Here is a 22187-nt window from a genome sequence, read left to right on the forward strand (position 1 = left end):
TTATAAAGATAAAAAGGGGGGTATTTATGAAAAAAAGAATCATGGCTCTTGCAGTGGCAACCACAATGATGTTCTCTGTGGTAGGTTGCACAACAAAAACAAAGGATAATGTGAATAATAATAAGCCAACTGAAAATAACACTGTGGTACAAGAAGTAACTTTATTATCCATGAGCTCTAACGAAAAGGATGCAAATATTGTAAGAGATCAGCTATCAAAGGCAGGATTTAAAGTTACCCTAAACATTCAACCAGATTATAGTAGCTTTGTAGCACAAGAACAAGCTGGTAATTATGACCTAGCATTAAGTGGTTGGACCACTGTAACGGGTAATCCAGACTATGCTGTAAGATCTCTATTTAAAACTGGTGGAGATTATAACAAAGGGCCGATAAAAGATTCAGAAGTGGATAAGTTAATTGATTTAGCTGCAACTCAAACTCCTAAAGAATATCAAGATACCTACAAAAAATTAGAAGATATACTAGTTACTCAAAAGGCTTATATAGTCCCACTATATTATTCAATTAAAAGCCAGGCTTATAACAAAAATTTAGTTGATAATGTAAGAATATCCAAGTCTCGTTCTATGGTTTGGGAGAGTATAACCTTTAGCGATTCTTCCAAAAACAATACAAATCCACTAATGTTAAGCCAAACAAATCCAACGCTTACCTCATTAGATCCTATTAAAGGAAATGATGGATCAATAAATATGCTTAATACTAATATGTATGTCAGATTAGTAAATTTAACTGACGATGATAAGGTTACTTCAGAAGGGGCTTTATCATATAACCATGTTATAGCAGAAGGAAATAAAGAGTATTACTTTGTGCTAAGAGATAATATAAACTTTGCAAAGATTGAAAATAAACAGGCAGTAGATTCAAAAGAGCTAGTTGGAGCTGAGGATGTAGTATTTTCTCTTAATAGAGCAAAAGACAAAACTTCCGTTCCGGATCATAGAACTTATAGCCTACATGAAAGCATGGAAAAAATAGAAATTGTTACTGACTTAAGCGTTTTAGAAAGTCTAAAGGAATCAGGAAGTGGAAAAACCTTAAAAGCTGTTTTAGATAACGGACTAAAATCTCCAATTAAACAATTAGTAGATAGTAAACAACAAGTGAATAACAAGGAAGGAAAGTATCAGGTAGTAAAGATAACTACAAAAAATCCTTTCCCACAAGTGTTAAATTATCTTGGACATCAATCTGCAGGTATTGTTTGTAAGAAACAAGTTGAGAGTATAAATACCTATAATATAGCAACTTATGACAGAACAAAGGATATTGCCTATGGAGATCAATCTGCAGTTACAGAAGGAGCAACTTACAATAACACTCTTTACACTAGTGGACCATATATCATGGTATATAAAAATGATTATGAAGCAGTTTTCCAAAAAAATCCTAGTTATATGAAGGATACTGAAAATAATCCTAAGATTTCTAAAATAGTAGTAAAATTCATAAAGGACATGGATAGTGCTTTATCAGCATTAAGAAGTGAAGAAATTCATGTGTTATATGGAGTTCCTGAAAATAAATTATCTATAGTTAAAGAAGATCCTAAACTAAAACTAAGTGAAATAAAGGGTAATGGAGTTTCTTATGCAATGTTTAATATGAGAGAAGGACAAAAATGTGCTGATGAGAATTTAAGAAAGGCTATTTTATACGCAGTAAATCAAGAGGATATATTAGCTGTATACAATGGTACTAAATTCAAGGCATACTCTACTGTAACTCCATTGGTTAACACAGGTAATGAATTAAAAGTTGATTTAACAAAATCTAAGGAATATCTGCAAAAATATCAAGATAGTATAAAGAAATAATAAGTAAAGCTTGGCCTTAATGCCAAGCTTTTAATAATGTTGATGATTTATTTATATATGTTATTCCGCATTATCACTTTTAATAACGATGTAGAGAATTCATAAATTTAAAATTATGTTGGAGAAAAAACAAGAATATTAAAAATACATTCAAAATACTTCTCTTGAAGTTATAAATAGTAGAAAAAATTTATAGATTAATATATAGTTATAATTGATGAGATTTTCAAATTATTTTCCGGGTAATAAATTTCAACAAATTTCCATTTATTTACAAAACGTATTAATTGATTATTGGTAAAAGCATGTATATTCAAAGAGAATAATGTTTTCAAACCGCGGTTTATAAGGACATATCTTGTAGTTTGCTGAAGTATAAGTATTGTTACAGTAACTGTGGCTTTGCAAAAACATGTTAACTATTAATGAGTATTAGCTTAATAATATATTTCTTAACACAGTAAAAGGATTTATAAAAGGTTAGCCAGTGTTTCTATTGAGATTAAAAGTCTTATATAAATAAAAAAGTTAAGAAGGTACAAATTTATTTTAAGTCTATTAATAAGGCTTATTTATAAGGTGTTTAGGGGGATTAAGCATATGAACATAGATGTAATAAATCAAGTTATAGTACTGTTTTTAATGATGATAGTAGGGGTTTATGCAACTAAAAGAGGTTTTATCAGTAAGGAAGTAGAGAAGGGACTAAGTGACTTACTACTTAATATTACTCTACCTTTTCTAATTGTCAGCACCTTTAACTTAAATTTTGACAGCAATTTGTTGGATAATGCTAAGAAAATTGCGGTATATTCTATAGTAATTCATATAGTTTTATATTCCTTAAGTAAAGTGCTTTTTATAAAAATATCTAAGGACAAGCAACCTGTATTAAGGTTTATAACCACCTTTTCTAATGTTGGGTTTATGGGATATCCTATACTTCAAAGTATCTTTGGAGGTGTGGGAGTTTTTTATGGAGCAATATTCAACATGGTTTTTAATTGCTTTGTATGGACCTTAGGAGTATCTCTTTATAGTGGTGAAAAATCGCTAAAATCCTTTATACAGGTACTAAAAAACCCAGCGTTTATAGCAGTGTGTATTGGATTAGTTTTATTTATTTCTCCCTTTAAGTTACCAGCACCAATATATAAGACTCTTAAGCTACTAGGAGATACCACCACACCTATATCAATGATAATAGTAGGGGCAATGCTATCCAGTGCTAACTTGAAAGAGGTACTTTCAGATTGGACTATTTACATAGGTTCCTTTGCATGCTTAGTAATTGCACCACTAGTAGTTTATTTTGGAATGACTATTTTAGGGTTAAATAGTGAGCTAATTAGAATTTGTGTTGTAATTATTTCTATGCCAGGTGCTGTAATGGCCCCAATTGTAGCATCAAAGTATGGTGGGAATGCTCAATATGCTTCTCAATGCGTGTTTTTAAGTACCATACTTTCTGTGTTGACAATACCAATTGTTATATTAACCTTGTTTTAAAGAAGATAAAAATTCATGATTAAATGTGTAATAAATTTTGGAAATATAAAAATATATCATTATAAAAATAAAATCATTTCTATAATAGATATATGATAATATATTTTAATTATTGTTATACAATATATAGTATGAATAACAATAATTAAATTCAGTAAAGGATTAAGTTGTAATTTATTTTGTAAGTAGATTAAGGCAAAATTTTTAAGATTTAAGATTTATAAAGGAGTGTGTAAAATGAGTGCTAAATTTGTTGAAAACTTAGAATTAGCTATGGAGAAACTACATAAAATAGGAGCCTTTCTTACAGTTAAGGACGGTGAAAGAGTTAATACTATGACTATTAGCTGGGGAAATATTGGCTTTGAGTGGAGAAGACCAATCTTTACAGTGCTTGTAAGAAAATCAAGATACACTTTTGACTTAATTGAAAGAGCAGAAACTTTTACAGTAAGTATTCCAGTAAATAATAACCTAAAAAAAGAATTAGGATTTTGTGGTTCAAAGTCTGGAAGAGATTTTGATAAATTTAAGGAGTGTAATCTTGAATTAGTACCATCTAAAGCTGTGGAAACTCCAATAATTGGTGGAGAAGATATGAATCATTATGAATGCAAAATAGTTTACAAACAAGCTATGGATCCTAGTCTATTAGACCAAAAGATACAAGAAGAATGTTATGGAGATGGTGACTACCACACTCTTTATTATGGAGAAATTGTAGAGTGTTATAGAAGTTAATTAAACAGCTAAGGAATATGAATTTAACATATCCAATAAATATAAATTAAGGATAAATTTGTTAAATAAATAATAAATAATTTTTTAAAGCTTGCAGAAATGCTAGCTTTTTTACTTATAGGGCTTACATGGTCCAAAGTTGTACATTTAAAGAATACTGCTATATTTAAAAGTTTCATTTACGAAACTAGTTAGTATAGGATTTTTAAATACTATACAAAGGAACTATAGTTAAAAAGTTAACAGTGAATTTTTAGAAAGTATTGAATTTTATGAGTTAGTATATTAAACTAAATTTTGGAGATGAAGATTTGCGAAAAAATGTAATCGTATGCATATTTTTGTTGTTGATTCTCAATAATTTGACGAAATTCGATTTAATTAACAACATAGGAGGAAATTTTATGAGTAACAATGATGTGAATTTAAATGATGGAGGCAAGCTGAAAAGGGAACTTGGACTTGGTGCAGCAACTGCTATTGTAGTTGGTAACATAATTGGTTCAGGTATTTTTATGTCTCCTGCAAGTTTTGCAAGAGTGACTAATCCAAAGGTATCTATGATAGCTTGGATTATTACTGCTATTGGATCTTTATTAATTGCATTGAGTTTTTCAAATCTGGGTTCAAAAATGCCTAAAACTGGTGGGCCAATTGTGTATACAAGAGCTGCCTTTGGAGACTTTGCTGGCTTTTTAATTGCTTGGTCCTTTTGGATTGGTTCATGGGTAGGTAATGCTGCCATTATTACAGCATTTATGAGTTATTTTACATATTTCGTTCCTGCGGCAAAATCACCAGCAATTGCATTTTTAGTGTGTACGGCTGTAGTTTGGATATTTACTGCAATTAATATTTATGGAGTTAAATATGTAGGAAAAATAGGTGTTATCTCTACAGTATTAAAGGTTGGGGTCCTTGTTGTATTTATAGTAATTGCTGCTATTAATTTTGATCCAAGCTATCTAAGTACTATTTCAAGTGAAGAAGTAACAGGGATGAGTACGTTACCATCAGCAATAGCTATAGCATTATGGGCATTCGTTGGTCTTGAAAGTGCTACAGTAGCTGGTGGAGAAATTAAGAACCCAGAGAAAAATATCAAGAGAAGTACTGTATATGGAATTATAATAGTTGCAGCTATCTATATCCTAATGAGCTTTGTTGCTATGGGGGCTATGGATCAAGCTTCTCTTGCTAAATCAGAAGCACCACTGGCAGACATAATTAACAATGCCACAGGTGCAAGTTGGGGTGGAACATTTATTGGTATAGGTGCGTTAATTTCTACTTTGGGAGCAACAGCAGGATGGTTCTTAACCACTGCTAGGAGTGCTGTGGGAGCAGCTGAGGATGGATTATTCCCAGCAATATTTAAAAAGATAAATCAAAAATATAATACCCCTGTAGTAGCCTTACTAATCGGAAGTGTTTGTACGAATTTATTATTGATACTGAATTATGTAAGTACATTACAAAAAGCCTTTGACTTTATGATATTACTTGCCACTCTCTCTTTCCTGCCAGCGTACACTTTCTGTGCAGCAGCAGAGATATTGTTATTGTTTAAAGGAAGTAAGGATTTTAATATTATTAACTTCTTGAAGAATAGCTTTATTTCCTTAATTGCCTTTGGATATTCTATATACGCAATTTTCGGTACAGGAGCAGAAACAGTAATGTATGGATTTATATTGATGTTGGTAGGTATTCCAATATATGTTTATATGATGCTACAGAAGAATAAACAAGATAAGTCTGTAGACAAGTTAAGGGAATCAGCAGGAATTGAATTATAATAGATTTTATAAAAACCCAATGCATTATGCATTGGGTTTTTATAAATAAAAAATAAATTTATTAAGGAAATTATTTATCTTACAAGTTTAGTATTTATATAGTTGTATTTATTTAAATAGTAGTTTTTATTCATTACTATTTTATAAATAATACTTAAGAACCTATCTATTTCATCAAAAGTGTTATACATTCCAAAACTAATTCTAACTGTTCCTGGCATGGTTTCTTTTGGGGCATTAATATTTTCTTTAATCATTTCAGGGGTGGCGTGAAGAAGCTTTTGCATGTAGGGTTGTGCACAGAAACAACCACTACGAACTGCAATTCCAAATTCGCATGACAAAATTTTAGCAAGGATTGTGTGGTGGATTCCTTCTATATTAAATGGAATGATACTAACCTTATCTTTAAAATTCAAATAGTCCCCGTAAAGTATTAGTGAAGGAATTCTTATAAGGTTTTCTGTGGCATATTTAGTTAGTGAACGTTCATATCTATCTATATTTTCCATTCCTAATTCTCTTAGTTTTTCCACTGCAGAGCTTAAGGCAACTGAACCAATTACATTTGGAGAACCAGCTTCATGTCTATCTGGAGAAGCTGCCCACTTTACTAAATCATGAGATACAAAGGCTATGGTTCCACCACCTACATAATCTGGACCACATTGATTGAAAACTTCTTTAGAGCCGATTAGAACACCTGTGCCAAAGGGTGCATAAATTTTGTGACCAGAAAAAGCTAAAAAGTCTATATGATCTTCATTATAAAAAGGTTTCATGTCAAAAGGAGAATGGGGAATCATTTGAGCTCCATCCACCAAAATCTTTGCGCCATATCTATGGGCAAGTCTTGCAATATCATGGACAGGATTTTTGTGACCTGTTACATTTGAAGCACCAGTGACAGTAACTAGCGATACTCTGCCAGCATATTTTTCTAATTTGCTTTTTAGATCTTTTATGTCTAGTACTCCTTTATCATCTATATCTATATAATCTAAGGTATAGTTATACCTCCAGGGTAAATCATTTGAATGGTGTTCCATAGATGTACTTAAAATTACAGAATTACTTCTCTTACCACAACAAAGAATGTTGGATAGTTTATTAATAGCCTCTGTAGCATTTTTTACATATATGACTTCCATATTATTTTCATCATAGCCCACAAATCTTCCGATGATTTTCCTGCTTTCCTCGTATAAGGATGTGGACAATTGGGATTTGTAACCTTCTCCTCTATGAATAGAAGAGTACCAAGGACAAAACTTTATTATATCTTCAACTACACATTTTAATGGTGGTGTAGTAGCAGCGTTATCAAAATTTATACCAGCGATTAAACTTTCATCTAATAATTGAACTTTATTATTTATCCCCATGACTAAATCCCTATATGGGTTACCATCTATAAAGTTGCTCATGTTTTTAACCTCCTAAAAGTTCTTCTATTACATAATATTAATAAATTTCACTATTGGTACAAATAAAGATTTTCAATGATAAATTAAATCTATTATAAAGGTGAAATTAGTATGATTTAATAAAGTAAGTTTTTCAACTAAATATTTAAGTTGAATTAATTAATAAATTAGGCCAATTATTATGAAATACCTTAATCCTAAAAAGTATAAATTCTGCTTTACATCCTTATAATAAGAAGGTAAAATGGAATAGTTGACAAGAATACTCTGATTTGATATTATGAAAACATAGTAAAACAGTCAACATTAAAAATTTACAACCATTAATGAAATTTAAGGAATGATATATATGAAATTATCAACTAAAGGACGTTATGGCGTTAAGGCAATGGTGGATTTAGCAATTAATTATGGTAAAGAGCCCGTGTCTATAAAAAGTATTTCTGAAAGACAAAATATATCTGAATATTACCTAGAACAGCTTTTTTCATCACTGAGGAAAGCAGAACTTATCAAAAGTGTAAGGGGTGCAAATGGAGGATATATTTTAAATAAAGAACCAAAGGAAATTACGGTATATGAAGTTTTAGAGGTGCTAGAAGGACCGATTGAAATTTCAAATTGTTTAGAGCAAGGTTCTTGCAACAATATAGATTGTTGTGCCACAAGAATTGTATGGAAAAAGATAAAGGAAAGTATGGATAGTGTAACGTTATCTATTACTTTGCAAGATATAGTAGACGATTACTTTAACATCGCCAAGTTAAAAGGAGTGAACATAAATGAGTAAACCTATTTATATGGATTATGCAGCTACAACCTATACAAAACCAGAAGTTCTAGAGGAAATGATACCTTATTTTACTGAGTTTTATGGTAACCCATCCTCAATATATTCAATTTCAAGAGAGACAAAAAAGGCATTGGATAAGGCAAGAATGAGAGTTGCCAAAGCTATCAATGCGGATCCTAATGAAATATATTTTACTGGTGGAGGATCTGAAGCTGATAACTGGGCGATAAAAGGAATAGCCTTTGCTCACCAAAATAAAGGAAATCATATAATTACAACAACAATAGAACACCATGCAGTACTTCATGCCTGTGAATATTTAGAAAAACATGGCTTCGAAGTAACCTATTTAGATGTAGATGCTGAAGGTGTTATTAAATTAGAAGACTTAAAAAATGCAATAAAAGAAAATACCATCTTAGTTACAATGATGATGGCAAACAATGAAATTGGTTCTGTTCAACCAGTAAAAGAAATCGGTGAAATTTGTAGAGAAAGAAAAATATTCTTTCACACTGATGCAGTTCAAGCAGTTGGACATATCGATGTAGATGTTAAAGAAATGAATATAGACTTACTTTCATTAGCTGCTCATAAATTCTATGGACCTAAAGGGGTTGGAGCGCTATATATTAAAAAAGGTATTAAAATCCATAACCTAGTTCATGGTGGTGGTCAAGAGAAAAACAGAAGAGCAGGAACAGAAAACGTAGCAGGAATTGTTGGCCTTGGAAAAGCCTTAGAATTAGCAGTAGACAATTTAGCAGAACATAATAAAAAATTAACTTATCTTAGAGATAAATTAATAGATGGTTTATTACAAATACCACACGCAAGACTTAATGGACCAAAGGGAGAAAAGAGACTGCCAGGTAATGTAAATGTATGTTTTAGATTTATTGAAGGTGAGTCAGTACTATTAATGCTTGATGCTATGGGTATATGTGCATCTAGTGGTAGCGCTTGTACATCAGGTTCTTTAGATCCATCTCATGTACTTTTAGCTATAGGATTGCCACATGAAATTGCTCATGGATCCTTAAGATTATCTTTAGGAGATGGCACTACAGAGGAAGAAGTAGACTATGTATTAAAAACTGTACCATCAATAGTACAAAGATTAAGAGATATGTCACCATTATATGATGACTTCATGAATAAGGAGGAAAAGTAAAATGTATAGCGATAAAGTTATGGACCATTTCACAAATCCAAGAAACGTAGGAGAAATTAAAGATGCCAGCGGTGTTGGGGAAGTTGGAAATGCTAAGTGTGGAGATATAATGAAAGTTTACTTAAAGGTTGAAAATGATGTTATAGTAGACGCTAAGTTTAAAACCTTTGGATGTGGTTCAGCTATAGCATCTTCAAGTATGGCCACAGAGCTTATAAAAGGAAAAACTGTAGATGAAGCTTGGACGCTTACAAATAAAGCTGTAGCTGAAGCTTTAGATGGACTTCCACCAGTTAAAATGCACTGTTCAGTGCTTGCAGAGGAAGCTATTCATAAAGCAATAAATGATTACAGAAAAAACAAAGGATTAGACCTTTGGGATTTTGAAGAGCATGATGATATTCATGATCATGTACACGGAGAATAGGTGATATTTAATGAAAAAAAAAGTTATAGTTGGCATGAGTGGTGGTGTTGATAGTTCTGTAGCAGCATATCTACTCAAAGAAGCAGGCTATGAAGTAATAGGAATTATGATGAAGCTTTCTGATAACCCTGATTATGAAGAAACAGAAGGTGGATGCTGTTCGCTAGCAGCTGCAAATGATGCTAGAAGAGTAGCAGATGCTCTTGATATTCCTTTTTATGTATTAAATTTTAAAAAGCCTTTTAAGGCTAATGTTATAGATTATTTTGTGGATGAATATTTTCAAGGTAGAACTCCAAATCCTTGCGTTATGTGCAATAGAAGTGTAAGGTTTAGCGAGCTTTTAAGAAAGGCTAGACAGCTTGGTGCAGACTATATAGCCACTGGTCACTATGCTACAATTACAAAAGAAGAAGATAGATTTGTTCTTAGAAAGTCTGAGGATGACAAAAAAGACCAAACCTACATGCTCTATGGATTAACTCAAGATCATCTTACTCATACTTTAATGCCTTGTGGGACCTATTCTAAACCTGAAATAAGAGCTATTGCTGAAAAAATAGGGCTAGATGTGTTTAGAAAAAGAGATTCACAGGAAATATGCTTTATTCCAGATAATGATCATGGAAGTTATATAGAAAAGTATGGTGAAAGAGAAGTTAAACCTGGCAACTTTGTGGATAGACAAGGTAAGGTTTTAGGAGTGCACAAAGGTATAATACATTACACTATTGGCCAAAGAAAAGGTCTTGGCATAGCTCTTGGGAAACCGATGTTTGTAACAGATATTATTCCATGGAAAAATGAGGTAGTTCTTGGTGATGAAGAACATATCTTTAAAACAGAGCTTATTGCAAAGGATATTAACCTAATTCCTTTTGATAAAATTCAAGGAGAACTTAGAGTTACTGCAAAAGTGAGATATTCAACTAAAGCAACTCCAGCTACGGTTATCCAAATAGATGACAATAGAATTAAGGTTGTGTTCGATGAAAAGCAGCGTGCTATTACAAAGGGCCAATCAGTAGTTTGCTACATTGATGACTTAGTAGTAGGCGGAGGAGTTATAGAGGAAGTTCTGTAGTTTTATAATTATGAAACACTCTCATGTTATACAACTTTAAAGTGTTTTAACACTAGAAAATTCATGAGCTTGAGTGCTTAGGCACAGATTGTATTTAGGATATTTGGAGTTACTCCAAATATCCTAAAATTATTCTATGGGAAAATATATACTTATCATTGTATATAACTTTATGGTATATAATGATAAGTATTATATGAATGACCTAAAATAAAATTATTATAAATTTTCAAATAAGAGGTGTTATTAAATGGATTACAGTGATAAGGTATTAGAACATTTTTATAGCCCAAGAAATGTGGGTACTCTACCAGATTCCAATGGCATAGGGGAGGCTGGTGATGCTAATTGTGGAGATATAATGAAAATTTATCTTAAGGTTGAGAATAACATTATTAAAGAGGTTCGTTTTATGACCTTTGGGTGTGGCTCAGCGATTGCTTCATCGAGTATCGCAACGGAGCTAATAAAAGGAAAAACCTTAGAAGAGGCATGGAGTCTAACTAATAAATCTGTAATAGAGGCCTTGGATGGACTTCCTTCTTCAAAGATTCATTGTTCAGTGTTAGCAGAACAAACTATTCATAGGGCAATTAATAACTATAGAAAATCTATAGGAGAAGAGCAATGGAGTGATAGGTATGAGGATCACCATGAAGCTCGTAAAGATGAAGAGTAATTTTTAAATAATAAGGCATAATAAAGTTAATTATAACAAGTTAGATTTAAATAAAGTAAATATAATTTCTTTAAAGCTATTAAAGTGCATTTTAACTATATAAGTGGGATAAATACAAGTGCAATATTGTTAGCAAAAGCACATGTAGTATAAGATTACAGTTATTGGATATAATACCATAATGACATTACATAGGTTGGAGTGGTATTGTATATGTTTAAAAGTAGAGATTTCATATATATGGATGTCATTGATATCAATGGCAAAAATCTAGGATATATAAAGGATATTTTAATAAATTTTAGCAAAGAAGAAGTAGTGGGCTTTAAGGTTAATCCTTATAAGTTTATAAGCAAGGATTTTAATATTTTAAAAGAAGATATAATTTATTATAATTCTAAAATGTTAGTAAGTAAGGTTACTAAGGATAATTATCTTCAATTTTCTAAGCTTAAAAATATGTATGTGTTAGATAAGCATTGTAATATCTTAGGGATGGTTAATGATATAATTTTTTGTGGAAAAACCTTCAAATTAAAAGGGATTTCTATAAAATCAGGTACTATTACTAGTATTTTTAAGGAAAGAAAAGTACTCCTAGTAAAGAACCTAATATTAGGTGAAGATAATTTACTTTATTTTGGAACAGAAGATAAATTCAAATTGGTTTGTACCCCACACAATAACCTATCAAAGGTGGTAGGTAGTTATGACGAAGTTTAAGCCATCATTTAAAAAGCTACTCATAATTGTGCTAGTACTTGCTGCCAGTATAATGATTATATTGAAGTTCCCTATATTTTTAGACTTATTTGGAGTAATTTTAATTTCTTTTATTATATCCTATAGTTTAAGACCTTTTTATAAGATGTTTACTAAGCGAGGAGTAAATAAAAAACTTTCAGCCATTTTGGTAATAACTATAATTATATTGGCTGTGATATTAGTGTTTATCATGCTGATACCTTCTATATACAAAGAAGGGGCTAATATTAGTAATACCATTAATGAAGTTAAGAACTACTTCAATAGATTTTCAATAGATAAATTTGAATTTACTAAAAATGAGTTTGTTAGAGAAGTTTTGAACAATCTCTATATAAAAGTTAGAGCTAGTATTCAATCTGTAATTACAGAAACCATAAACACTACTATCAGTATAGGAGAAAATATATTACTTATATTTATTGTACCAACTTTAGTGTATTTTTTCTTATGTGATGATGAGAAAATACTAAATGGGGTAATAAGATATGTTCCAATGGAGAGTAGAAATGTTGTAAGAAGGGCCCTTGTACATATTGATAAAGTCCTTGGGAGATATATTGTTACTCAATTTGAACTTTGTGGCATTGTGGGAGTTCTGACATATATTATATTAATTTTCACAGGAATTAAATTTGCATTTGCTCTTGCCATAATCAATGCAATATTTAATATTATTCCTTACTTTGGTCCATTAATTGGTGGCATTCCAATTATTTTACTAGCAAGCTTTACCTCTATTCAAAAAGCAATTTGGGTAGCAATTTGGCTTAATTTAATTCAGCAAATAGAAGGTAATGTGGTAGGGCCTAAAATGATGGGAGATAGTGTGAGTTCTCATCCACTAACTATATTGTTGTTGCTACTTATTGGAGGAAGTCTTGGAGGAATCATTGGTATGATTGTAGTAGTTCCAATTTGGGTAATGATAAAAATTCTCTATGAAGATTTAGATTATTATCTATTTTAAAGGTCTACTTTTATAAATGGTTCATTTTAAAATTCAGTTATTGACAATTACTATTTTTTTACTTATAATTCACAATATAAATGAATAGTAAGTGATGATAAGAATGAGTAAATATGTTGAACATTTAGAGAGGAAGTGGAAGGTGAAAACTTCTTGGGAGGCATATTGAAGCTGTCTTTGAGCTATATTTTCTTGAGAGATATCAGTGGTTTATTGATATAATTAGGGTGGTAACGCGGAAAACTTTCGTCCCTTTGGCTTGGGCGAGAGTTTTTTTGTATACAAATTTTTAAGTTTTAGAGGTAAGATTGTGTAAGTTTCTCAGAAAAAACTATTAATACTTTCAAAGAATAAGCCATAAATGTTAAAAAGTATTAAAACTTTTATTGTAAGAAATTGATTTTTATATTTTAACTTATTATATTTTTAATAATTAAAATAATGATGCGGAGGTAGAAATATATGAAAAACATGTCATTAAACGAAATTAGAGAATCATTTTTAAAGTTTTTTGAAAACAAAGATCACTTAAGAATGGAGAGCTTTCCTTTAGTACCTAAGAATGATAATAGTTTATTATTAATCAATGCTGGAATGGCACCACTTAAGCCATACTTTACTGGACTTCAAACTCCACCAAGTAAGAGAGTTACTACTTGTCAAAAATGCATTAGAACTGGTGATATAGATAATGTAGGTAAGACTTCAAGACACGGTACTTTCTTTGAAATGCTTGGAGATTTCTCATTTGGAGATTATTTTAAGGAAGAAATAATTCCATGGGCATGGGAATATGTAACAGAAACATTACAAATTCCAAAAGAGAAGCTTTATGTTACTATTTACCATGAAGATGATGAAGCTTTCGAAATTTGGAGTAGAACAACGGACATAGATCCAAAGAGAATATTTAGACTTGGGAAAGAAGACAACTTTTGGGAAGTTGGGGTTGGTCCAGGACCATGTGGACCATGTTCAGAAATTCACTTCGATAGAAACAGTGAGTTAGGAACTATTACAAATGAAGTGGATTTTGTCAAAGCTGGAGAAGATGATAGAGTTATAGAGTTTTGGAATTTAGTATTTACTCAATTTGATAAAGATGAAAAGGGTAATTATATAAAACTACAAAGTCCAAATATAGATACAGGAATGGGCCTTGAAAGAATTGCAACTATAATGCAAGGGGTAAATAGTATTTTTGAAGTAGATACAATGAGAGCAATTCTGCAAGAAGTTTGCGATATAGCAAAAGTTACTTACGGGGAAGATACTAAAACGGATATATCTATAAGAGTTATTACTGACCATGTAAGAAGTACTACGTTCTTAATTTCAGATGGAGTTTTACCATCAAATGAGGGAAGAGGCTATGTTTTAAGAAGAATATTAAGAAGAGCTGCAAGACATGGTAGACTTTTAGGTATTAAGAATATATTCTTAAATGAACTTTGTGATAAAGTTATAGAAAATAGTAAAGGTGCTTATCCAGAGCTAGAAGAAAAAAGGGATTATATTAAGAAGGTTATTAAACTTGAGGAAGAAAGATTCAGAGAAACAATTGATTCTGGAATGGATATATTAAAAGGATATATAGAAGAATTAGAAATAAGTAATGAGAAAACTTTAAGTGGAGAAAAATCATTTAAATTGTATGACACTTATGGTTTCCCAGTAGAACTTACTGAGGAAATTTTACAGGAAAAAGGCTTAAATATTGATATTAAAGGCTTTAATACTGAAATGGAAAATCAAAGAAAAACAGCTAGAGCAGCTAGAGGCGATTCTAGCTACATGGGAAGTGATGATGGAATTTTAAATAAAATTCCACTTGAAGTTACAACAGAGTTTAAAGGCTATGAAACTTTAAGTTGTGAGGGCGAGGTTCTAGTAATAGCAAAAGGTGACGAATTCGTAAATACACTTGAAAAAAGTGATATGGGAATTATTGTTACTGACAAAACACCATTTTACGCTGAAATGGGAGGACAAATTGGAGATACTGGTGTAATTTATAGCAATAGCTTTAAGGCTAATGTGTATAATTGTAAGAAGAATATTGCAGGTAAGGTGCTTCATTTTGTAGAGGTAACAGAAGGAATTCTTAGTGTAAATGAAGCTGTTACTTTAGAAGTTAATAAAGCTAGAAGAGAAAATATTTGTAAAAACCATACAGCAACTCATATGCTTCATGAAGCATTAAAAGAAATTCTTGGAGAGCATGTTAACCAAGCAGGGTCTTATGTGGATGATGAAAGATTAAGATTTGACTTTACTCATTTTACAGCTCTTAGCGAAGTAGAAGTTAAAAGAATTGAAGATATGCTAAATGAAGAAATAATGAAAGTTTATATGGTAGATACAAATGTAATGACTATAGATGAAGCAAAAGCAAGTGGTGCAGTAGCATTATTTGATGAGAAATATAAAGAAGATGTAAGAGTTGTTTCAGTAGGTCAGTATAGCAAGGAACTTTGTGGAGGAACTCACGTTAAGAATTCAGGAGAAATTGGATTATTTAAAATTATAAGTGAAACTGGAGTAGCAGCAGGTATAAGAAGAATCGAGGCAATTACAGGACAAAAATCTGTAAATTATGTAGAAGAAAAGGATAATTTCTTAAAGGAAATTTCTTCTGTATTAAAATGCAGCGAAAAGGATATACTAAATAAGCTAAATGCAGTAGTTTCAACTTTAAAAGAGAAAGAAAAAGAAATTCAAGGGTTAAAAGAAAAATTAACTAGTGGTGTAGAAGATGACCTTTTAAAGAGTGCTGTAGATATTAAAGGAGTTAAAGCTATAATTGCTATTATAAAGGATGTAGAAGGCGATGCCCTAAGAAATCTTGGAGATAAGCTACGAGATAAACTTCAAGAAGGTGTGGTTGTTCTTGGAAGCATTAGTAGCGGAAAGGTTCAATTTATAGCTATGGCATCAAAGGATGCTGTGACTAAAGGAATCCATTGTGGAAAGATTATTAAGGAAGTTGCAACTATCGCTGGTGGCGGTGGTGGTGGAAGACCAGACATGGCACAGGCTGGAGGTAAGTTACCAGAAAAGCTTAAAGAGGCTATAGATAAGGCTTCTGCAGTAATAGAAACTTTGGTGAAATAGTATACTTTTTGAAAAAATTGATTTATAATATACCTATAATATATGCCTTTATCATTTAAAGATAAATTGAGAGGGTGATTATGGTGGATAAACAGCATACAGTTCAGTTTGATGTGATCAAAGATAAAAAAGATATGACAAAAATGATACTAACTGACGTATATAATGCCTTAAAAGAAAAAGGATATAATCCAGTAAACCAATTAGTTGGATATTTAATATCTGGCGACCCAACTTATATAACCAACTATAACGGAGCAAGAGCATTAGTTAGTAAGCTAGAAAGAGACGATATATTAGAAGAAGTTTTAAAAGCTTATCTAGAGATAAAATAAAAATGCCCGTAAGGGCATTTTTATTTGTAATTTACACATACTAAAAATGTAAAAGTTTAACACTTGATAAATAAAACTAAGGAGTTATATATGAGAGTACTTGGATTAGATATTGGCGATAGAACAATAGGAGTGGCTATAAGTGATCCTCTAGGATTTACTGCTCAAGGAATCACAACTATACGACGAAAAAAGATAGAATACGATATTGAAGAGCTACTTAAAATTTGCATGGAATACAATGTCGATACAATAATCTCAGGATTGCCTAAGAACATGAATGGAACATTAGGGCCACAAAGTGAAAAAGTTATGGAATTTTGCCAAGTGTTAAAGGAGCATATAGATGTTCCCATTAAGTATTGGGATGAAAGATTAACTACAGTAGCGGCCCATAAGGCAATGTTAGAATCAAATATGTCGAGAGATAAAAGAAAAAAAGTAGTGGATAAAATCGCTGCAACGTATATACTTCAGGGATATTTGGATAGTATATATTAGTAGATAGAAAAAATAACCACATATTAGGAGGACAAAAATGGATAATTTTTTAGAAAAAATTACATTAACTGATGAAGAAGGAAATGAAATTGAATTTGATGTAATAACGAAGTTAGATATAGAAGAGACAGAATACTTTATAGTAGTTCCTGCTGGAGAAGAGGAATTAGATGCAGTAGCATTAAAGGTTGTTGAAGATGAAGAGGGAAATGAAATCTTAGTTTCTGTAGATGATGAAGATGAGTTTAACATTGTGGCAGATGCCTATGAAACACTTTCAGAAGAAGGTCTTTTTGATTAATTTTTAATATGAGCTAAGATGTGACTTCATGATAAATAAATAAGAGAGGGTGTATTAATTTAGCTATGGTAAAGGATAAAATTGAAAATTTAAAGGAAATCCTTAAGGAAAAAGGATACAAATTGACACCTCAAAGAAGAGCCATACTTAATGGAATTATCAACAGTGAAGGTTGCCATCTTACTGCAGAGGAACTATATGATTTAGTAAAGGTTGATTGTCCTGAAATTGGATTAGCTACAGTTTATAGGACTGTTCAATTACTTGAGGAAATGGGAGTAGTTTGTAAACTTGATTTAGATGATGGTCGTAGCAGATATGAACTCTGCCAAGCGGATGATATACATCAGCATCATCACTTAATATGTAATGAATGCGGTAAGGTTATTGAAGTTCAAGGAGATTTATTACATGAAATTGAAGAAGTTATAGAAAAAAAGTATAAGTTTACAATTGAAAACCATAGTTTAAAGTTTTATGGTCTTTGTAATGAGTGTTCATAATTATATGATTAAATCAAAACAAGTTATAAGGAAAACTTAGATATATTATCAGGAGTATTTTTTACAAATAAGTGCACATAACAATTAATTACATTTTGAAAAGTAAATCTCTCACCTTTAGAAGGTGAGAGATAAATCTATTTCTAGAAGTAGTTTATGAAAGTGAGATTCCTCACTATGTGATAAGAAATATACTTCCTGTAACATAATAATATAATTTTTTAGCAAAGGAGGGGAGAACATTTGAAGAAAGAAAGAGAAAAAATTAAAATCATTCCACTTGGCGGCCTAAATGAAATAGGCAAAAATCTAACTGTTATCGAATACAAGAATGACATAATAGTTATAGATTGTGGGCTAAAATTTCCAGATGATGAGATGTTAGGAATAGATATAGTTATTCCGGATGTAACTTATCTTATAAAAAACAAAGATAAAGTTAAAGGGATTTTCCTAACTCATGGGCATGAAGACCATATAGGGGCACTGCCTTATGTTTTAAAGCAGATTAACATTCCTATCTATGGAACCAAGCTTACATTAGGAATTGTCCAAACTAAGCTTAAAGAACATGGGTTGTTAAGTACTGTAGAACTTGTGACAGTAAAACCGAAAGATATTATTAAGCTAGATAGTTCATCTGTAGAGTTTATTAGAACGAGCCATAGTATTGCAGATTCAGTAGCAATGGCAATACATACTCCTTCAGGAGTTTTACTTCATACAGGAGATTTTAAAATTGATTTTACTCCAATAGATGGTTGTGTAGCCGACTTAACTAGATTTGCTGAACTTGGTAAAAAAGGTGTTACAGTAATGCTTGCAGATAGCACTAATGTAGAGAGAACGGGATATACCATGTCAGAAAGCACAGTTGGAGAAACCTTTGAGAACATATTTCGTACTGCTAAGGGAAGAATAATTGTAGCAACCTTTGCATCAAATATTCACAGGGTGCAACAAATAATCACTGCTGCAAATAAATACGGAAGAAAAGTTGCTCTTTCTGGTAGAAGTATGGAAAATATTATTGCTGTTGCTATAGAGCTGGGATATATAAATATTGATGAAGAATCCTTGATAAATGTAGACTCCATAGGTAAATACCAGGACAATCAAATTGTTATAATAACTACTGGAAGTCAGGGAGAACCTATGGCAGCTTTATCTAGAATGGCAGCATCTGAACATAAAAAGGTAACCATTGCTCCAGGAGATATGGTAATTATCTCTGCAACACCTATACCGGGTAATGAAAAGTTTATTTCTAAGGTAATAAATCAACTGTTTAAAAAAGGTGCAGAAGTTATATACGAAGCGTTGGCAGACGTGCATGTATCAGGTCATGCTTGCCAGGAGGAATTGAAATTAATGCATACCTTAGTAAAACCTAAATTTTTTATTCCTGTTCATGGTGAGTATAGGCACTTAAAGCAACATGGTGAACTTGCTGCTAAGCTTGGAATGCCGGAAAAAAACATTTATTTGGGTGATAATGGAGATATTATTGAACTCACAAGAGATTCAATAAGAAAAGCTGGTTCAGTAATTTCGGGACAGGTATTTGTAGATGGACTTGGAGTTGGAGATGTAGGAAGCATTGTTCTTAGGGATAGAAAACATTTATCACAAGATGGTATATTAACAGTAGTTGTTACCATGGATAAAGAAAGTGGTAGTGTTATTGCAGGACCAGATATAATATCTAGAGGATTTGTATATGTGAGAGAATCCGAAGATTTAATGGAACAGGCAAGAGAACGTGTTAGAGAAGCACTTAAAGAGTGTGAGGAAAAACGTATTACAGATTGGCCAACTATAAAAACTAACATTAGAGATAGTTTAAGAGTTTATTTATATGAGAAAACTAAAAGACGTCCAATGATTTTACCGATCATTATGGAAGTTTAATATCAAATTTAAATCTAAAGCTACAATAATTTGAAGCTTAAGTGTAATCAGCTTCGGGTTATTGTAGCTTTGCTTTGTTAATAGACACCAATTAAGATGTTTTTTTCAATTTGTGGAAATTTCAATGATGTATTTTAACTAATTTTAAATAAAGTAGACCATAAGTGGAAAATTGTATTTCTATTAACAAATAACTATTGTCGCTATAACATTGACTTTTAGTAAGCATAATATTAGAATAAGTATAGTGATTTTTAAATTGGGTACAACCTTAGGTATCCAATTTTATTTTGCACTTAACTAGTTTTGCGTTTTAACTAGTAAGGGTAAACCCTTACTAGTTTGATTTTGCATTAGATTACACAAATCATGATAAACATTGGAGGAAGATTATGAATTTATATACAAGAGAAGATATAAGAAATATTGCGATTATTGCACACGTTGACCATGGTAAGACAACTTTAGTTGATGCACTTTTAAGACAAAGTAAGGTGTTTAGAGAAAATGAAAAAGTTCAAGAGAGAGTAATGGACTCTAATGACTTAGAAAGAGAAAGAGGTATTACAATACTTTCTAAGAACACAGCAGTAATGTATAATGATGTTAAGATTAACATTATAGATACTCCTGGACACGCTGACTTTGGTGGAGAAGTAGAGAGAGTTCTTAAAATGGTAGACAGTGTGCTTTTAGTTGTAGATGCTTATGAAGGGGCAATGCCTCAAACTAAGTTTGTTCTTAAGAAAGCACTAGAACTTAAGCTTAGACCAATGGTAGTTATTAATAAAATTGACAGAAAAGATGCAAGACCTGAGGGAGTTATTGACGAAGTGTTTGACTTATTCGTTGAATTAGGAGCTAATGATGAACAACTTGATTTCAAGATTATTTATGCTTCAGCTAGAGATGGTATTGCAAAAACTGAATTAGAAGAAGAATCAAATGATATGGTTCCACTATTCGAGGCGATTATAAATACTGTGAAACCACCAGTAGGATATATAGATGAGCCAATGCAATTACTTATAACATCAATTGATTACAATGAGTATGTTGGAAAAATTGGTATTGGTAAAATTGAAAGAGGAATCGTAAAGAGAAACCAAAACGTTGCACAAATTAAAAGAGATGGCACTATAAAAAATGTGAAAATTTCAAGTCTATTTGTATACAACGGCTTAAAAAGAGAAGAAACTGAAGAAGCTAAACTTGGAGATATAATAGCAATTTCTGGTATATCAGATATAAACATTGGTGAAACTATAGCAGATGCAGCGACACCAGAAGCACTTCCATTTGTAGATATTGACGAACCAACTTTAAGCATGAACTTTATTGTTAACAATTCACCTTTCGCAGGTCAAGATGGGGAGTTTGTTACATCAAGACATCTTAGAGATAGACTTATGAAAGAACTTGAAACTAACGTAAGTTTAAAAGTTGAAGAAACTGATTCTGCAGATTCCTTTAAGGTAAGTGGAAGAGGAGAGTTACATCTTTCTATATTAATAGAAACAATGAGAAGAGAAGGTTATGAATTCCAAGTTTCAAAACCTACAGTTATATACAAAGAGAAAGACGGACAATTGCTAGAGCCAATTGAAAATCTAACAATTGACGTTCCAGAAGAGTTTATGGGCGTAGTTATGGAAAAGTTAGGACCTAGAAAAGCAGAAATGGTTAACATGACTAGTGCTATAAACGGATATACAAGATTAGAATTTAAAATACCTTCTAGAGGATTAATTGGATTCAGAAGTGAGTTCATGACAGATACAAGAGGAAACGGAATAATGAATCATGTATTAGAGGGATATGAAAAGTTCAGAGGAGAAATTCCAGAGAGAAGTAGAGGATCACTTGTTGTTTTCGAAACTGGAGAATCTATAACTTATGGATTATTTAATGCACAAGAAAGAGGAAACTTATTTATAGGACCTGGAATACCTGTTTATCAAGGAATGATATGTGGAGAATGTTCTAGAGGTGACGATATAGAAGTTAACGTTTGTAAGAAGAAACATCTTTCAAACACAAGATCTTCTGGTGCAGATGATGCCCTTAAGTTAATACCTGTAAATATCATGTCATTAGAGCAGTGTTTAGAATTTGTTGCTTCAGATGAGCTTGTAGAAGTTACACCTAAAAATATTAGAATGAGAAAGAAAATTTTAGATCCAACTCTTAGAAAAAGAGCTTCTATAAAGAAAGCAAAATAATTTAATCATATTTTGTTAGGATAAACCTCCCATCAATAGTAGTTTATTAAAAGTAAGTTAGATGGGGGTATCCTTCTGTAAAGTAAAC

Annotated in this window: 19 protein-coding genes and 1 other annotated feature; of the genes, 18 read left to right on the top strand and 1 reads right to left on the bottom strand. The window is 31.5% G+C overall.

Annotated features, from left to right (window positions below):
- The first annotated feature begins 26 nt into the window (after positions 1–26).
- From RR409_RS07865 to RR409_RS07880, 4 genes are all read left to right on the top strand, one after another.
- Positions 27–1844 carry an ABC transporter substrate-binding protein gene (locus tag RR409_RS07865; RefSeq protein ID WP_332557188.1) on the top strand — a complete coding sequence of 606 codons (1818 nt, stop codon included), beginning with the start codon at positions 27–29 and terminating at the stop codon, positions 1842–1844.
- Positions 1845–2444: 600 nt separating this feature from the next.
- Positions 2445–3353, top strand: a complete 909-nt coding sequence (locus tag RR409_RS07870; RefSeq protein WP_332557189.1) for an AEC family transporter — start codon at positions 2445–2447, stop codon at positions 3351–3353.
- 237 nt (positions 3354–3590) lie between these two features.
- A complete protein-coding gene (locus tag RR409_RS07875) occupies positions 3591–4094 on the top strand; it encodes a flavin reductase family protein (RefSeq protein ID WP_332557190.1) in 504 nt (167 codons plus the stop codon).
- A 404-nt stretch (positions 4095–4498) separates the two neighbouring features.
- Positions 4499–5893, top strand: coding sequence for an amino acid permease (locus tag RR409_RS07880; RefSeq protein WP_332557191.1), 1395 nt, complete (start codon positions 4499–4501; stop codon positions 5891–5893).
- A 74-nt stretch (positions 5894–5967) separates the two neighbouring features.
- Here the strand turns inward: RR409_RS07880 and RR409_RS07885 are convergent, their stop codons facing one another.
- Positions 5968–7320, bottom strand: coding sequence for an aminotransferase class V-fold PLP-dependent enzyme (locus RR409_RS07885; protein WP_332557192.1), 1353 nt, complete (start codon positions 7318–7320; stop codon positions 5968–5970).
- 349 nt (positions 7321–7669) lie between these two features.
- On the opposite strand from RR409_RS07885, the gene RR409_RS07890 reads away from it, so the two are divergent.
- The 14 genes from RR409_RS07890 to typA all read left to right on the top strand — a co-directional run bounded on the left by RR409_RS07890 (position 7670) and on the right by typA (position 22099).
- Positions 7670–8110 (top strand): Rrf2 family transcriptional regulator, encoded by a 441-nt coding sequence (locus RR409_RS07890; RefSeq protein ID WP_332557193.1) that lies wholly within the window; start codon positions 7670–7672, stop codon positions 8108–8110.
- Positions 8103–9287, top strand: coding sequence for a cysteine desulfurase NifS (gene nifS, locus RR409_RS07895; protein ID WP_332557194.1), 1185 nt, complete (start codon positions 8103–8105; stop codon positions 9285–9287). The genes RR409_RS07890 and nifS overlap by 8 nt, the downstream gene beginning before the upstream one ends.
- A gap of 1 nt (position 9288) precedes the next feature.
- Positions 9289–9714: a Fe-S cluster assembly scaffold protein NifU gene (nifU, locus tag RR409_RS07900; RefSeq protein WP_332557195.1), complete on the top strand. Its 426-nt coding sequence runs from the start codon at positions 9289–9291 to the stop codon at positions 9712–9714.
- Positions 9715–9724: 10 nt separating this feature from the next.
- Positions 9725–10798 carry a tRNA 2-thiouridine(34) synthase MnmA gene (gene mnmA / locus RR409_RS07905; protein WP_332557196.1) on the top strand — a complete coding sequence of 358 codons (1074 nt, stop codon included), beginning with the start codon at positions 9725–9727 and terminating at the stop codon, positions 10796–10798.
- 250 nt (positions 10799–11048) lie between these two features.
- The gene (gene nifU, locus RR409_RS07910) at positions 11049–11477 is read left to right on the top strand and encodes a Fe-S cluster assembly scaffold protein NifU (protein ID WP_332557197.1); all 429 of its coding nucleotides are present in this window, start codon (positions 11049–11051) and stop codon (positions 11475–11477) included.
- Positions 11478–11690: 213 nt separating this feature from the next.
- Positions 11691–12200 carry a PRC-barrel domain-containing protein gene (locus RR409_RS07915; RefSeq protein ID WP_332557198.1) on the top strand — a complete coding sequence of 170 codons (510 nt, stop codon included), beginning with the start codon at positions 11691–11693 and terminating at the stop codon, positions 12198–12200.
- On the top strand, positions 12187–13212 hold the full coding sequence (locus RR409_RS07920; RefSeq protein ID WP_332557199.1) for an AI-2E family transporter: 1026 nt from the start codon (positions 12187–12189) through the stop codon (positions 13210–13212). The genes RR409_RS07915 and RR409_RS07920 overlap by 14 nt, the downstream gene beginning before the upstream one ends.
- An 85-nt stretch (positions 13213–13297) precedes the next feature.
- Positions 13298–13469, top strand: a binding site (T-box leader).
- A 205-nt stretch (positions 13470–13674) separates the two neighbouring features.
- Positions 13675–16326, top strand: coding sequence for an alanine--tRNA ligase (alaS, locus tag RR409_RS07925; RefSeq protein WP_332557200.1), 2652 nt, complete (start codon positions 13675–13677; stop codon positions 16324–16326).
- Positions 16327–16403: 77 nt separating this feature from the next.
- Positions 16404–16661 carry an IreB family regulatory phosphoprotein gene (locus RR409_RS07930; protein ID WP_161624457.1) on the top strand — a complete coding sequence of 86 codons (258 nt, stop codon included), beginning with the start codon at positions 16404–16406 and terminating at the stop codon, positions 16659–16661.
- Between the two features lie 90 nt (positions 16662–16751).
- The gene (ruvX, locus tag RR409_RS07935) at positions 16752–17162 is read left to right on the top strand and encodes a Holliday junction resolvase RuvX (RefSeq protein WP_332557201.1); all 411 of its coding nucleotides are present in this window, start codon (positions 16752–16754) and stop codon (positions 17160–17162) included.
- A gap of 37 nt (positions 17163–17199) precedes the next feature.
- Entirely contained in the window at positions 17200–17463 is a 264-nt protein-coding gene (locus RR409_RS07940; RefSeq protein ID WP_332557202.1) for a DUF1292 domain-containing protein, read from the top strand.
- 65 nt (positions 17464–17528) lie between these two features.
- Positions 17529–17966 (top strand): Fur family transcriptional regulator, encoded by a 438-nt coding sequence (locus RR409_RS07945; protein WP_332557203.1) that lies wholly within the window; start codon positions 17529–17531, stop codon positions 17964–17966.
- 243 nt (positions 17967–18209) lie between these two features.
- A complete protein-coding gene (locus tag RR409_RS07950; RefSeq protein WP_332557204.1) occupies positions 18210–19877 on the top strand; it encodes a ribonuclease J in 1668 nt (555 codons plus the stop codon).
- Between the two features lie 392 nt (positions 19878–20269).
- Positions 20270–22099 carry a translational GTPase TypA gene (gene typA / locus RR409_RS07955; RefSeq protein WP_332557205.1) on the top strand — a complete coding sequence of 610 codons (1830 nt, stop codon included), beginning with the start codon at positions 20270–20272 and terminating at the stop codon, positions 22097–22099.
- Positions 22100–22187 lie beyond the last annotated feature (88 nt).

The sequence above is a fragment of the Clostridium sp. genome (genome assembly GCF_036642255.1).
Taxonomy (GTDB): Bacteria; Bacillota; Clostridia; order Clostridiales; family Clostridiaceae; genus Clostridium_J.

Excerpts from the sequence above, each read along its gene's own strand:
- RR409_RS07865 (WP_332557188.1), top strand. The coding sequence starts at position 27 with ATGAAAAAAAGAATCATGGCTCTTGCAGTGGCAACCACAATGATGTTC.
- nifS (WP_332557194.1), top strand. The coding sequence starts at position 8,103 with ATGAGTAAACCTATTTATATGGATTATGCAGCTACAACCTATACAAAA.
- typA (WP_332557205.1), top strand. The coding sequence starts at position 20,270 with ATGAATTTATATACAAGAGAAGATATAAGAAATATTGCGATTATTGCA.
- RR409_RS07945 (WP_332557203.1), top strand. The coding sequence starts at position 17,529 with ATGGTAAAGGATAAAATTGAAAATTTAAAGGAAATCCTTAAGGAAAAA.
- RR409_RS07920 (WP_332557199.1), top strand. The coding sequence starts at position 12,187 with ATGACGAAGTTTAAGCCATCATTTAAAAAGCTACTCATAATTGTGCTA.
- RR409_RS07885 (WP_332557192.1), bottom strand. The coding sequence starts at position 7,320 with ATGAGCAACTTTATAGATGGTAACCCATATAGGGATTTAGTCATGGGG.
- RR409_RS07870 (WP_332557189.1), top strand. The coding sequence starts at position 2,445 with ATGAACATAGATGTAATAAATCAAGTTATAGTACTGTTTTTAATGATG.
- RR409_RS07875 (WP_332557190.1), top strand. The coding sequence starts at position 3,591 with ATGAGTGCTAAATTTGTTGAAAACTTAGAATTAGCTATGGAGAAACTA.
- RR409_RS07880 (WP_332557191.1), top strand. The coding sequence starts at position 4,499 with ATGAGTAACAATGATGTGAATTTAAATGATGGAGGCAAGCTGAAAAGG.
- RR409_RS07940 (WP_332557202.1), top strand. The coding sequence starts at position 17,200 with ATGGATAATTTTTTAGAAAAAATTACATTAACTGATGAAGAAGGAAAT.
- mnmA (WP_332557196.1), top strand. The coding sequence starts at position 9,725 with ATGAAAAAAAAAGTTATAGTTGGCATGAGTGGTGGTGTTGATAGTTCT.
- alaS (WP_332557200.1), top strand. The coding sequence starts at position 13,675 with ATGAAAAACATGTCATTAAACGAAATTAGAGAATCATTTTTAAAGTTT.
- nifU (WP_332557197.1), top strand. The coding sequence starts at position 11,049 with ATGGATTACAGTGATAAGGTATTAGAACATTTTTATAGCCCAAGAAAT.
- RR409_RS07890 (WP_332557193.1), top strand. The coding sequence starts at position 7,670 with ATGAAATTATCAACTAAAGGACGTTATGGCGTTAAGGCAATGGTGGAT.
- ruvX (WP_332557201.1), top strand. The coding sequence starts at position 16,752 with ATGAGAGTACTTGGATTAGATATTGGCGATAGAACAATAGGAGTGGCT.
- nifU (WP_332557195.1), top strand. The coding sequence starts at position 9,289 with ATGTATAGCGATAAAGTTATGGACCATTTCACAAATCCAAGAAACGTA.
- RR409_RS07915 (WP_332557198.1), top strand. The coding sequence starts at position 11,691 with ATGTTTAAAAGTAGAGATTTCATATATATGGATGTCATTGATATCAAT.